Below are 13660 nucleotides of genomic sequence, written 5' to 3' on the forward strand. Positions count from 1 at the left end.
AGGTGGGGCGTGGGCTCAGAGGGTGGTCACCGAGATGGTGCGCACGGTGCCTTGGGACGAACGGATGGTGGCGGTCGGGTTGGCCGAAGGCACCACGTTGGTGTTGTTGAGCGTCAGCCGCCAGCGTCCGGTCACCGGCACCGTCGTCGTGCCGAGGGTGACCAGCCCGGTCGGGGTGGTGACCTGCACGGTGATGGTGTTGCCGGTGGTCACCGAGGAGGTGCCGGCGAAGTCCCAGTTGAAGCGGTTGCCGGAGCGGGCCTGCACGGTCGAGGTGGTGATCGTGAAGGTTTCCGCCGCTGGTCGTGGTGACACTTGCACGGTGACCGTGGCCGGCGTCGACAGGGCGCCGAAGCTGTCCCGGGCGATGTAGGTGAAGGTCGTGGTGAAAGCGGTGGTCACGGTGGCCGGTGGGGTGTAGGTGATCACCGTGCCGTCCGTGCTGACGGTGCCGCGTCCTGCCGGCGGTTGGGTCAGACTGGCGACGCCCAGCGGCACGTTGCCTTCCGGATCGGTGTCGTTGGCCAGCACGTTGATCGGGATCGCGACACCCAATGTGGCGACGCTGTCGGCGACGGCGGTCGGTGGCCGGTTCGGTGCGACGCTGATGGTCACCGTGGCCGGGTTCACCGAGGCCAGGCCTTTGCTGTCCTGGGCCTTGTAGGTGAAGGTCGTGGTCAGCGGTGCGTTGACCACGGCCGGCGGGGTGTAGACCACCGAGGTGGTGCCGTTCAGGGCGACGGTGCCTTGGCCAGCCGCCGGTTGGGTCAGCGCGGTGATGGTCAGGGGCACGTTGCCGTCCGGGTCGTTGTCGTTGGTCAGGACGTTGAGGGTGATCGGCACGCCGAAGCTGGTGCTGCCGGTGTCGGCGACGGACAGCGGGGCCTGGTTTTCTCCAGTGTCCGGGGCATTGCCGACGACCACTACCGGCTCGGTGTCGCTGCCGCCGGCGGCGGATTTGACCGTGACGGTGGCGGGTGGCTGGGTCAGGTCGGCGACGGTGATTTTTTGCAGGGTGCCGGTCTTCGACAGGCGTCCGTAGCCCTGGGCGACCATGTCCGGCACGGCGACTTCATCGGTTGACGTGGCTTCGATCAACAGGCTGTGATTGGCCCAGCTGTAGCGGGCGGTCTGGATTTTCACCACGTCGGTGAGCTTGCTCGACGCGGCGGTCGGACGCGTCGTACCGGCGGGGTTGGTGGCGGTCACGACCACCACTGATGGCAGGGTTCCGTTGCCCAGGCGCTGGCCGAAAAACAAGCCGTTGTTGTCGCTCAGCAGGCTGGTCTGGCAAGGCGTCGGCGGTGGGCCGGGCAGCAGCGCCAGGCTTTCACGAAAGCACAGCGTCGAGCTGTTGTCGGCCTTGGCGAACACTTCGGCACGCACACCGGCCGACGTGCGGCGGTAGGTGGCACGGTCGATTTCCACGTGGGTCTGCTGGCGGTTGTCGAGGACCTTGCCGGCGACGGTGAACAGGTTGGTCTGAATCGTGCCGGCAGCCGAGGGGCCGACGATCCGCACGAAGTTGGTGTTGAACGGACTGCCGGTCACCGCTTCGGTGAGGTTCGGGTCACCGACGAAGGTTTCGATATTGCCAGTGTCCGGGTTCACTTCGGTGTACGGGCCGTTGATGCTGCGCAGGAACGGTCCGATGGCGCCGTTTAGCGCGCCGCTGAAGTTGCCCGGCGCACCGATGCCGACGTCCTTGGTGATGTTGATCGCGCGCCGGCCTGGCGTGGTGACGGTGACAGTTTCCACACCATACGGGTGAGTGATGGTGTAGGTGCCGGCAACGGGCACGTTCACCCGGATACGGATCCGCGCGAAGCTTTGCTGATCACCGTCCACCGGGTTTCCCGAGGCGAAGGCCGCTTCGATCCCGGCGACGTAAGCGTCCATCCCAAAACCTGCACCGTTGTTGGGGATATTGGTTTCAGCCAGGAACCAGAAAGCTTCCGGTGGCCAGTTGTCGGGGAAAACCATCGGCAGCGTATCGTCGAAAATCCCCGGTTCCGGCAGCAGGGTGCACATGTACGCCGGCGGTGTGGCGGCCGGCACTCGCGAACTGGCGGCGCGGGACTGGCAGAGCTCCATCGACAGCAGGTTGTTGTCCTGGTACCACATCGGGAATTTCCCGGTGGCGAAGGTGTAGGGGCCGGGATCGACGGCGGCCAGTTGCGCGAACGCACTGCCGGTCAGCGAGATTGTCAGCCCGAGCGCGTTGAGCGCGAAGCGTGGCCACTTGTTCATGATGCCTCCTGATGCGGATCTGGGCATGTGAGCGTTCATTGCACGATGACCACTTCTTCGGTATCGCTGCCGCCGTTGGACGACGTCACCCGGACCCTGGACGGTGGAATCGGCGAGATCCCGGTGGCCAGGGTTTTCACTGCGCCGTCACCGCCAAGCGCACCGATGGCGGCGCCGGTGCCGGAGGTGGCGGTGAGCACCGGTGGCGAGGTTTCGTCACTGGTCGAGGCCACCACGGTCAGTTGCCCGGAACTCAGGCTGTACTCGGCGCGCTGGATCACCACCAGGTCGGTCAGGGCCATGGGCAGGGTGGTCGGTGAACTGGTGGCGATGGCCAGGTGGTTGTCGGCGGTCACTTGCAAGGTGGCCGGCAGGGTCGGGTTGACCTGCGATTGCGCGTACCAGCTGCCAGTGCTGTCGGCCTCCTTGAGGTTGAGCACCGGCGTGCTGCTGGTGACCGCGACGGTGGCCGGGGCCGGCGGGGCTTTGACGAACACGTCCTGTTGGGCGACCGGGGCGCTGTCGCCGGGTTTGCGCGAGTAGGTACTGCGCTCGGTGATCAGCGGCGTCGGCCGCACCACCGTCGACAACTTGCCGGAGACCGCAAACACCGTCGTGCGCAGATCGATTCCGCCGGGACCTTCGATGCGCAGGAAGTTGGTGTTGAACGGGCTGCCGGTCACGGCCTCTTCAAGGTTGGGGTCGCCGACGAACTGTTCGGCGCCGCCGCTCACCGGATTGGTTTCGGTGTAGGGCCCGTTGACGCTGCGCAGGAACGGCCCGACGTCACCCTTGAGCGCGCCGTCGTAGGTTTTCGGGCTGCCGATGCCGATGTCGCGGGTCATGTTGATCGCGCGACGACCGGGGGTGTCCACGTTGAACACTTCGACGCCGTACGGGTGAGTGATCACGTAGGTGCCGGCGGTGGGCACATCGACCCGGATGCGGATGCGCGCGAAGCTGATCTGGTCGCCTTCCACCGGATCGCCACCACTGAACGCCGCTTCGACGGCCGAGCCGTAGGACAGGTTGATGCCCCGGGCCACATCGACAACGGTGCCGTCGGCGGTGAACCAGAACGCTTCGTCGGGAAAGTTGTTCGGGAAGACGATCGGCTGGGTGTCGTCGAACACGCCGGGCGCAGGGATCAGCGAGCACATGTACGAAGGGGCGCCGGGCGTACTTGGCACGCGCGAGCTGAGCGCTTTGGACAGGCACAGATCCAGCGTACGACCGTGGGTGTCCTGATACCAACTGGCAAATCCGCCGGTCGCCGGGGCATAGGGGCCGGCATCGACGGCGAACAGAGCGGCCTGGGCAATGCCCTGGGCCAGGGCGCTCACGACCAGGACGGTCGCGGTTTTGGACAGTAAAGGGTGCATGAGTTAATCCCTCTATCGAAGTGCCTGCCCCTTGGGGGTGGGTCAGTTGCAGAGGGGCTTTACAACTTCCATACCAACGGCCGGGCAACGGGCGGGAGAGGCCCATGGCGCAAGGCTTGGCGAGTGAGGATGGGGATTTTTTGCAACGCAGGCAGCGGGCGACAGTCCCCAGGATTGGGGATTGTGGGGGAGCCGCTCACTGTATGACTCATCACCAGGAGTTTTTTCCTGCGGTGGCCTCCGTATTCCGTCGGGTGCCGTGGCAGGTACTAAGTTATTGTGATTAACTTTGATTCAATTTGTATCGTAGCCACGCAAAAACAATCATCGAGGCTAGCCTGAGCATAAGTTGCCGTCACGTGAGCAACCTATGCCTTCAACTTTCAGGAGTTAACTCCACATGGCTACAACAATGAAAACCCGATCTGTGACTGCACATGTCCCTGTGCAACTGGCTGAAAAGGTTGATCTGATGGCTGAGCGTTTGGAGCGTTCGCGCAACTGGATTGTGAAACAAGCCCTCAGCGCCTGGATTGATCAAGAAGAGGAACGCAGCCGGCTGACGCTTGAGGCGCTTGCCGATGTTGACGCTGGCCGGGTCATTGACCATCAGGCCGTACAGGCATGGGCCGACAGTTTGAGTACCGATTCGCCTCTTGCGGTACCCCGCTGATGGAGTTGAAGTGGACCAGCAAAGGTCTCTCCGATCTCACAAGGCTTTACGAATTTTTATCGGCGGTGAATCAACCGGCCGCCGCGCGAACGATTCAACAACTCACCGCTGCGCCAATGATGCTGATGGGCAATCCTCGCCTGGGTGAACGCCTGGAAGAGTTCGAGCCGCGCGATGTGCGCAGGATTCTGGTTGGGCACTACGAGATGCGGTACGAAATAGTAGGATCGAGCATCTACTTATTGCGCCTGTGGCACACCCGGGAGGATCGATAGCATCGTTCGCTACGCAGCGTCGTAAGTAGTTAATCCATTCAGCACACTCCCGACTCCGTTGAGCGGCGACACCGGGGCCGTTCACCCCCCCCCGCATCCGGGCAATCACCCAACCGTGGGCTATAACCCTATAGGGACGTATCGGGAAGTCGCCGCCATGAACATGCAGTCAAAATCGCTACCGGTCGAGGAGAGCAGTCTGCGGCTGGGCTCGCGCAAGCAGCCGTTCAATCTGCTGCGCTGGTTTTCGTTGATCAGCATGGCGGTGATCGGCACGGTAGCCGTGGCGCTCGGCACGGTGTCCACGCGTTTCGTGATCGAGGAAAGCGTGCAGCGCGATGCCTTGCTCACGGCGCAGTTCATTCAGGCCATCGCTTCGGCTGAGGTGCGCCACGTTTCGATTCCCAATATCCGCACCATGGGCGACTTGCTGGACCCGCGCCAGGACCGGGACTTTCCCGACGTCGACCCGGCGGCCCGAGCCAGCGCCCGGGGCGAATTCCTCGATCACATCGAGCATCTGCCGGACGTGATCCTCGCCAACGTCTATGCACCGGATCGCCTGGTGATCTGGTCGACCAATCCTGCACTGGTCAACACCCGCATCCATGCCGATGAAGACCTTGATCGTGCATTCAGCGAGAAGATTCCGGTATCTGCCAGTTATCACAACGTCGACAAGGGCCGTGAAGAGCAGAAATTCGTGGTGCCTCCGGATTACATCTTCATCGAGAACTACATTCCGCTGTTCGACGCCGATGGCAAGAACGTCACCGCGATGGTCGAGATCTACAAGGAACCCAAGGACCTGATCGCCCGCATGGAGCGTGGCTTGACCCTGATATGGCTGGCCACCGCGCTGGGCGGCGGGCTGATTTATCTGGGGCTGTACTGGATCGTGCGGCGGGCGGCGATCCTGTTGGCGGTCCAACAAAAGCAACTGATCGCCAACGAAACCTTCGTTGCGCTGGGCGAGATGTCCTCGGCGGTGGCGCACAGTTTGCGCAACCCGTTGGCGACCATCCGTTCCAGCGCCGAACTGGCCCTGGAGTTCGACGCGGGGCCGGCGCAGAAGAACATCAAGGACATCATCGGCCAGGTCGATCGCATGTCGAAATGGGTGCGCGAATTGCTGCAGTCGCTGCGACCGCTCAACGACGAACCGGAACCGGTGAATCTGGTGGCGGCGCTGCACGAGAGTCTGGTGGCGTTCGAACAGCAGATCGCCAAAAACGCGGTACACGTGGTGTTTCATCCGCAACAAACGCCGATGGTGCTGAGCCAACCGGTGCAACTGACGCAAATCCTCAACAGCCTGCTGGCCAACGCACTGGAGGCCATGGACAAGGGCGGCACGCTGACCATTACGCTCGAACCCACAAACAACGGCGGCGTGAGCGTCATGCTCAGTGACACCGGCAAAGGCATGAACGAAGAACAGCGCAGCATGGCGTTCCGGCCGTTCTTCACCACCAAGCAGGGCGGCCTCGGCGTAGGGCTGGTGCTGGTCAAACGGATCATGGAACGCTTCGGCGGCGGCGTGACCCTGGACAGCCGTGAAGGCGAGGGCACCACCGTTCGTCTGGCGTTTCAGCTCATCCAGTAAATGGGGTGAACTTTCCCCCAGGAGCGGGTGTCAGGCCCCGGTCACCGGGGAGTGGGGAATCCAACAGCGCCTGTAACAGCTTGTTTCATCGGGGATTAATACGTTGGCGAGCTAATTGCAAAACACCATCACCCCTTCCTTAGATGAGGCGGCTGGTGATGGACAGAACAACGCGTGACCCCAAAAAGCTGTTTCTGCTGACGCCGTTGAGCGTCTTTCTGATGTTGGCTCTGGGCAACATGGCCGGAGTCCGAGCGAGCCCGATCGACGACGAAAACCAGCCGGAAGCCTCCGACCCGTCAGCGTATTACGACGAGCCGGCGGATGAACCGGCGGCCCTCAACGCCATCCTGACCATGCCCGAGGCCAACGAAGATTCCTTCGATCTGCCCGACGGGGTGAAAGGCACGCGCAACACCACGCGTTCGGAAAACATCCTGCCGCCGACCGTGCAGACCAGTTTCAATTACCCCACCAACGGCAAGCCGAGCCCGCTGTTTGGCGCTCAGCCGTTTACCCAGCAAATCGTCCTGTTCGAAGAGTTCGGCCCGGAAAAGCTCGACCCGACCACTCCGGCCGCGCCGTTGGGTTTTCCGCCTGCGGCCATCGGCCCGGCGCCGGCCCAGGACCCGAACAGTGTCGCCCGCAGCGCGCCACCCGGTACTGCGCTGGACGCCTTTTTGCGTCAACCGGGGCTGACACCGTTCCCGAGCCAGTTCTCCAACGTCGTCGACCGCAACCCGTGGCAGTCGCAGATCGAGCTGTTCCTCAACCGTCACATCGGCTCGTCCGCCGAAGGCCGGCCACCGGGAAAAGGCTGGGCCCACCAGCGCTGGAACGAGTTCTACCCGCAAGTCGCCTACAAGACCGTGCAGACCGGTGCGCGTCTGAACGGCGGCCTGCGTGACAGTCGGCAGATGCACGGTTATGCCGTCGGCGAATTCGGCCCCGGCGGTCTGTACCACAACGTTGCCGGCGTGCCGGCGACGGATGGCACGGCCAAAGGTGTCGATGCACGTTTCCACCCGGCGATGCCGGTGCAGAACCACAACTCGGTGTGGACCTTCGACGGCACGCTGCCGCCGAAACTGCTGATGGTGCGCTACGGCCAACCGGTGATGATGCGTCACTACAACGGCTTGCCGATCGATCCGTCGGCCAACCGAGGCTTCGGTCTGCACACCATCACCACCCACGAACACAACGGCCACGCACCGGCGGAAAGCGACGGCTATGCCAACGCGTTTTTCTTCCCCGGCCAGTACTACGACTATCGCTGGCCGATCCAGCTCGCCGGTTACGACAGCATCAACACCAAGGCTGAAGATCCGCGCGCGGCGTTCCCGTGTGCACCGGGGGAAACCCTGTGGGTCAATGACCTGCAGCCTGCGAAGAAGACCTGCGACCACGGCACCATCAAGATCCGTGGCGACTGGCGCGAAACCATGAGCACCCACTGGTTCCACGACCACATGCTCGATTTCACCGCGCAGAACGTCTACAAGGGCAACGCGGCGATGATGAACTACTACAGCGCGCTGGATCGCGGCAACGAATCGGTGAACGACGGGGTCAACCTGCGTTTCCCCAGCGGCAGCGCCTTGCCGTGGGGTAACCGCGACTATGACGTCAACCTGGTGTTCGCCGACAAGGCCTGGGATCAGGAAGGCCAGTTGTGGTTCAACCCGTTCAACACCGATGGCTTCATCGGCGATCAGGTGCTGGTCAACTGGCAATGGAAACCGACCCTCGACGTGCGCGCCCGCAGTTATCGGTTCCGCATCCTCAACGGTTCGGTGTCGCGCTACTTCAAATTGGCCCTGGTACGGGAAATCAAAGGCACCGGCGGCGAATTCCAGGGGCCGAAGAACTCCGGCGTTTCCTACAGCCGCGTGCCGTTCCACATGATCGCCAACGACGGCAACATCATGGAGCACAGCGTGCCGTTCGATGGCTCGATGGATCTGGATGCCGACGGTGACAAACAGAACCACAACGCGATCCTGCCGACCCAGGGCATCGCCGAGCGGTTCGACATCATCGTCAATTTCTCGAAAAACGGCATCAAGCCCGGCGACAAGCTGTTCTTCGTCAACCTTCAGGCCCAGGACGACGGCAAAGGCCCGAAAGAGACGATCTCGCTGTCCGACGTGCTCTCCGAGAAGTACCTGGCGGTGATCAAGCAGACCAGCAAAGGTCCGCAGTGGGACAAGGGCGATCCGGCGGTGGGCAAGGTCTTGCAGCTCAACGTCAAGCCTTTCACCGGCCAGGACCTGGCCATGGACCCGGCAGCCTACGAACCGGCCAAACCGGGCAAGGCTGAAGGCATGGTGATGATCCCGCTGAAGATCCACCGCGATAACGCTGCCGACAAGGCGCTGCTGGCCAACGCCCGTCACCGCACCTTCACCTTCGGCCGCAGCGACGGCACCGATGAAGCACCGTGGACGGTCAAGACCGATGGCGGCTTCGGCTTCCACATGGACCCACGCCGGTTGAACGCCTCGACCAAACTGGCCAGCGGCCCGACCGATGCAGGCACTGCCGGTTTCGGCACCCTGGAAGTGTGGAACATCAAGCTCGGCGGCAAGGGCTGGAGCCATCCGGTGCACGTGCACTTCGAGGAAGGGATCATCCTCAGCCGTGGCGGCAAGGCCCCGCCCGAGTGGGAAAAATGGGCGCGCAAGGACGTCTATCGCATCGGCTCCGAAGCCGACGGGCTGGACAGCGTGGAAATGGCGATCAACTTCCGCGAGTTTGCCGGGACCTACATGGAGCACTGCCACAACACCCAGCACGAAGACAACTCGATGCTGCTGCGTTGGGACCTCGAGAAACCCGGGCAACTGCAGTTGATGCCGACTCCGCTGCCGAGCTGGGATGGCGTGCGCTACGTCAACTCCGCCGCGCTGCCGACCTTCCGCACTGGCGATGGCTTCGGCCCGCAAGTGACTGTGAAGAAATGAGCAGGGAGGGAGCCGACATGACCCGACCAACGCCGCGCTCCCGCGCCCTGGGCATGCACTTGATTCTGGTGCTGGTTACCTGCCTGCTCGGCAGTCAGGTGCTCATCGCCCACCAAGCAATGCCCGAAGGCGCCAGCGAATCCGCCACCCCGTGGGGTGGCGACTATTTCCCCAACACCCTGCTGACCGATCAGGACGGCAAGCAGGTGCGCTTTTTCGATGACCTGATCAAAGACAAAGTGGTGGTGATCAACTTCATCTTCACTTCCTGCAGCGACTCCTGCCCACTGGAAACCGCACGCCTGCGCCAGGTGCAGAAACTGTTGGGGGACCGGGTCGGGCAGGACATCTTTTTCTACTCGATCAGCATCGACCCTTTAAGCGACACCCCCGAAGTGCTCAAGGCCTATGCGCAACGCTTCAAGGTCGGCCCCGGCTGGAAATTCCTCACCGGCGAATTTGAAGACGTCACCGACCTGCGCAAGAAACTCGGGCTGTTCATCGAAGGCGTCGACAATGGCCGCACCAAGGATCACAACCTGAGCCTGATCGTCGGCAACCAGAGCACCGGGCGCTGGATGAAGGCCTCGCCGTTCGAGAACCCGTGGATCCTTGCCGATCAACTGGCCAACACCCTGCAGAACTGGAAGCAGCCGAGCATCGAGCAAAGTTATGCCAATGCGCCGGAAATCCGCCCGCCGAGCAATGGTGAAGAACTGTTCCGCACTCGGTGCGCCTCCTGCCACAGCCTCGGCCCGCAGGACGGTGAAGGCATCGGCATGCGCAACATCGGCCCGGACCTGATCGGTGTGACCCGTCAGCGTGACCCGGCCTGGCTCAACCGCTGGATCCGCGAGCCGGATCGGGTACTGGCAGAAAAAGACCCGATTGCGCTGCAACTGTTCGAACAATACGAGCGAATTGCGATGCCCAACCTGCGCCTCGACGAACAGTCGGCGCAGTCGATCATCGACTTTCTGCGCGATGAAACCGAGCGCCAGCACCCGACCACGCAGCCCTTGGCTGACGGGGCGTTGACGCCAACCCGTGCGGCCGCGAGCAGCGAAACGGTGAGCCGCATGCGCTAGCGACCAAATAGCGACTTTGAGTCCTGTATTGCGGTGATAGCCACCTACACTCACTCGTGAGGTGGCTGTAACCGGTTCGATACAAAAAACGCCAGGGCACCCCCATGCAACGACTGGAAGAACAACAAACACCGGCGCCGAACGTCGCGGCGGCCGCCATCAAGGGTTGGGGCGCGCAGTTCAATCTGCTGCGCTGGTTCTCGCTGGCGAGTTTTTTCATCATTGCCGCCGTGGCGCTGGGGCTGGGTTATATCTCCACGCGCTTCGTGGTCACTGAAAGCGTGGAGCGCGATGCGCTGCTCACCGCGCAATTCGTCCAGGCCATCGGCGATGCGGAAATGCGCCATGCCGGCATCACACCGCTGCGCACCATGGGTGAAATGCTCGACCCGCGTCAGGACGAAAACTTTCCCGATGTCGATCCGCTGGCCCATGGCGCGGCCCGGGCCGAGTTTCTCGATCACGTCGAACACTTGCCGGATGTGCTGCTGGCGACGGTCTACGCCCTGGATCGCACGGTGATCTGGTCGACCAACCCGGAACTCATTGGCGTCAAGTTCGAGGACGATGACGAGCTGGATGAGTCGTTCGAAATGAAAGTGCCGGTGTCCTCCAGCTATCACAAGATCGACGACGAGAAACCCGAGCAGAAACTCTCCCGCGAGCCCAAATACCTGTTCATCGAGAACTACATCCCGATGTTCAACGCCGACAAAAGCAAAGTCATCGCCATGGTCGAGATCTACAAGGAGCCGGCGGATCTGGTGGATCGCATCGACCGTGGATTTGCCTCGATCTGGGCGGCGACGATTCTCGGCGGGGCGGCGATTTACCTGGGCCTGTTCTGGATCGTGCGGCGTGCCTCGACCCTGCTGCACAGCCAACAGCAACAACTGATCAGCAACGAAACCTTCGTGGCGCTGGGGGAGATGTCCTCGGCGGTGGCCCACAGCCTGCGCAATCCGCTGGCAACTATTCGCTCCAGTGCCGAACTGGCTCAGGAAGTGGCCAGCCAGAGCGCCCAGCGCAACATCGGCGACATCATCAGTCAGGTGGACCGCATGTCGCGCTGGGTCCGGGAGTTGCTGGTTTCGCTGCGGCCGATGAGTGACGACGGCGAGGCGTTGCAGCTGCGCGCCGCCGTGGAAGATTCCCTCGGCGCGTTCGAGGCGCTGATCCGGCGCAACGGCGTCGAGGTGCGACTCAACCTGCAGGACTGCCCGCCGGTGGTCAGCCACAAGGTGCTGCTGACGCAGATTCTCAATAGCCTGTTTGCCAACGCCCTGGAGGCCATGCCCAAGGGCGGCGTGCTGAGTGTCGACATTGATGCACCCCACGCCGGTCAGGTCTGCATGACGGTGGGGGACACCGGCAAAGGCATGAACGCGCAACAGCAACAACTGGTGTTCAAACCGTTTTTCACCACCAAGCAGGGCGGCCTCGGGGTTGGCCTGGCACTGGTCAAAAGAATCATGGAGCGTTTTCAGGGGGCGGTCGTGCTGACCAGCCGCGAGCAGGAAGGAACCCGCGTCAGTCTCAACTTTAAAGTGGCATCGGGAGGGGAATATGGAACACAGCATTCTGCTGGTCGAGGATGACGAACTGTTGGCCGACAATATTCAGACCTACCTGGAGCGCAAAGACTTCGAGGTGACGGTCTGCCATTCCGCCGAAGACGCGCTGGGGCAACTGGAAAGCTTCATGCCGGACATCGTGCTGACCGACAACTCGCTGCCGGGCATGAGCGGTCACGATCTGATCCAGAAGCTGCGCATCAGCGCGCCGGATCTGAAAGTGATCATGATGACCGGTTACGGCAATGTCGAAGACGCGGTGGTCGCGATGAAGGAGGGCGCCTTTCATTACGTCACCAAACCGGTCGCGCTGCCGGAACTCAAACTGCTGCTGGACAAGGCCCTGGCCACCGAACGGATGGAACGTACGCTGTCGTTCTATCAGGAACGCGAGGCGCAAAAGTCCGGGGTGCAGGCGCTGATCGGCGAATCGGCGCCGATGCAGCATCTGAAAAACACCATCGGCCAGTTGCTCGAAGCCGAGCGGCGCATGACCGGCGGCGACCTGCCGCCGGTGCTGGTGGAAGGCGAGACCGGCACCGGCAAGGAACTGGTGGCCCGTGCGCTGCATTTCGATGGCGTACGCAGCAAAGGCCCGTTCATTGAATTCAACTGCGCGTCGATCCCCGCCAACCTGGTGGAATCGGAGCTGTTCGGTCATGAGAAAGGCGCATTCACCGATGCCAAGGATCGCCGCGTCGGGCTGGTGGAAGCGGCGGACGGCGGCACGCTGTTCCTCGATGAAATCGGCGAGATGGACCTGGTGCTGCAGGCCAAACTGCTCAAGCTGTTGGAGGACCGCACCATTCGCCGGGTCGGCTCGGTGAAGGAGCGCAAGGTCAATCTGCGGGTGATCAGCGCCACCAACTGCAACCTCGAACAAATGGTCCAGCAGGGCAAGTTTCGCCGCGATCTGTTCTTTCGCCTGCGGATCATCTCGATCAAGGTGCCGCGCCTGTATGCCCGGGGCGACGACGCGCTGCTGCTGGCCCGGCATTTTCTCGCCAGCCACGGCAAGCGCTACGGCAAGCCGAACCTGCATTTCAGCCAGCAGGCCGAAGAATTGCTGCTCAATTACACCTGGCCGGGCAACGTGCGCGAACTGCGCAACATGCTCGAACAGACGGTGCTGCTGGCGCCGAGCGACACCATCGCCGCGCATCAGTTGAACGTGTGCATGAGCCTGGTGGACGAACCGTCGCTGCATCAGCATCACGAGGTGCCGCACTTCGAACCGCGCCCGGCGAGCAACACCGAGTCGATGAACCTGCCGGAAGTCGAGCGCGACATGGTGCGCAAGATGCTCGACAAGACCGACTGGAATGTCACCAAGTCCGCCCGCTTGCTGGGCCTGAGCCGCGACATGCTGCGCTATCGCATCGAGAAGCTTGGCCTGGCGCGACCGGACAAGCGTCAGTGGTAAACCGCGCTGGTTCGTGGATTCGGCGGGCTCAGGCACTCCAGCAGGCATGTCGGGTCCAGCACTTCGTCATTGACGTAGATGCCGCGCTCGGCATCGTAGGTGCGGATAAACACCCGCACCGTCGCATCGGCCACGGTCGGCAGCTGTGAGTCATGGAACACGTGGCGATCCGGGATGACGATGAAATCCTGTGGCGGCGTGTCATCGAACGCTCGCGGCGGCTGCGCATACAGCGAAGGCGGAGCAGGGTGGGCGAAGGGCTGGTCGGCCCCGTAATAATTGAAGTTGCTGTCGAGGGCTTGTGCCTGAGCGGCGGCGAGTAGACAGACGCAAAACAGCAGCCGATTGAACGTTTGCATGGCGGCACCTGTGGAAGCGGTTTTCCCCAAGGCTATTAACTATAGCCGCCCGTTGGCTTACAAG

General features: G+C 62.5%; 10 protein-coding genes. 7 read left to right on the forward strand and 3 right to left on the reverse strand.

Translation table 11 applies throughout. The features are described 5' to 3' along the window. Positions 1–15 precede the first annotated feature (15 nt). Positions 16–2250, reverse strand: coding sequence for an Ig-like domain-containing protein (locus ACKLNA_RS22065; protein WP_408987093.1), 2235 nt, complete (start codon positions 2248–2250; stop codon positions 16–18). Between the two features lie 35 nt (positions 2251–2285). Continuing rightward, positions 2286–3632 carry a hypothetical protein gene (locus ACKLNA_RS22070; protein ID WP_408987094.1) on the reverse strand — a complete coding sequence of 449 codons (1347 nt, stop codon included), beginning with the start codon at positions 3630–3632 and terminating at the stop codon, positions 2286–2288. A 400-nt stretch (positions 3633–4032) separates the two neighbouring features. On the opposite strand from ACKLNA_RS22070, the gene ACKLNA_RS22075 reads away from it, so the two are divergent. The 7 genes from ACKLNA_RS22075 (at position 4033) to ACKLNA_RS22105 (ending at position 13237) form a co-directional block, all read left to right on the forward strand. Then, positions 4033–4305, forward strand: coding sequence for a CopG family ribbon-helix-helix protein (locus ACKLNA_RS22075; protein ID WP_408987095.1), 273 nt, complete (start codon positions 4033–4035; stop codon positions 4303–4305). Further along, the gene (locus tag ACKLNA_RS22080; protein ID WP_119429842.1) at positions 4305–4580 is read left to right on the forward strand and encodes a type II toxin-antitoxin system RelE/ParE family toxin; all 276 of its coding nucleotides are present in this window, start codon (positions 4305–4307) and stop codon (positions 4578–4580) included. The genes ACKLNA_RS22075 and ACKLNA_RS22080 overlap by 1 nt, the downstream gene beginning before the upstream one ends. Before the next feature lie 157 nt (positions 4581–4737). Further along, complete coding sequence (locus ACKLNA_RS22085) at positions 4738–6186, forward strand: sensor histidine kinase (RefSeq protein ID WP_408987096.1); 1449 nt, start codon at positions 4738–4740, stop codon at positions 6184–6186. Between the two features lie 158 nt (positions 6187–6344). Then, a complete protein-coding gene (locus ACKLNA_RS22090; RefSeq protein WP_305835339.1) occupies positions 6345–9152 on the forward strand; it encodes a multicopper oxidase domain-containing protein in 2808 nt (935 codons plus the stop codon). A gap of 17 nt (positions 9153–9169) precedes the next feature. Then, entirely contained in the window at positions 9170–10240 is a 1071-nt protein-coding gene (locus ACKLNA_RS22095) for an SCO family protein (RefSeq protein WP_408987097.1), read from the forward strand. A gap of 104 nt (positions 10241–10344) precedes the next feature. Next, a complete protein-coding gene (locus tag ACKLNA_RS22100) occupies positions 10345–11838 on the forward strand; it encodes a sensor histidine kinase (protein WP_408987098.1) in 1494 nt (497 codons plus the stop codon). After that, positions 11807–13237: a sigma-54-dependent transcriptional regulator gene (locus ACKLNA_RS22105; RefSeq protein ID WP_408987099.1), complete on the forward strand. Its 1431-nt coding sequence runs from the start codon at positions 11807–11809 to the stop codon at positions 13235–13237. Before ACKLNA_RS22100 ends, ACKLNA_RS22105 begins: the two co-directional genes overlap by 32 nt. On the opposite strand, the gene ACKLNA_RS22110 is transcribed toward ACKLNA_RS22105, so the two are convergent. Continuing rightward, complete coding sequence (locus ACKLNA_RS22110) at positions 13228–13596, reverse strand: hypothetical protein (RefSeq protein ID WP_408987100.1); 369 nt, start codon at positions 13594–13596, stop codon at positions 13228–13230. The genes ACKLNA_RS22105 and ACKLNA_RS22110 overlap by 10 nt on opposite strands. Positions 13597–13660: the final 64 nt, after the last annotated feature.

Source organism: Pseudomonas sp. UV AK001 (assembly GCF_046097675.1).
Lineage (GTDB): Bacteria > Pseudomonadota > Gammaproteobacteria > Pseudomonadales > Pseudomonadaceae > Aquipseudomonas > Aquipseudomonas kribbensis.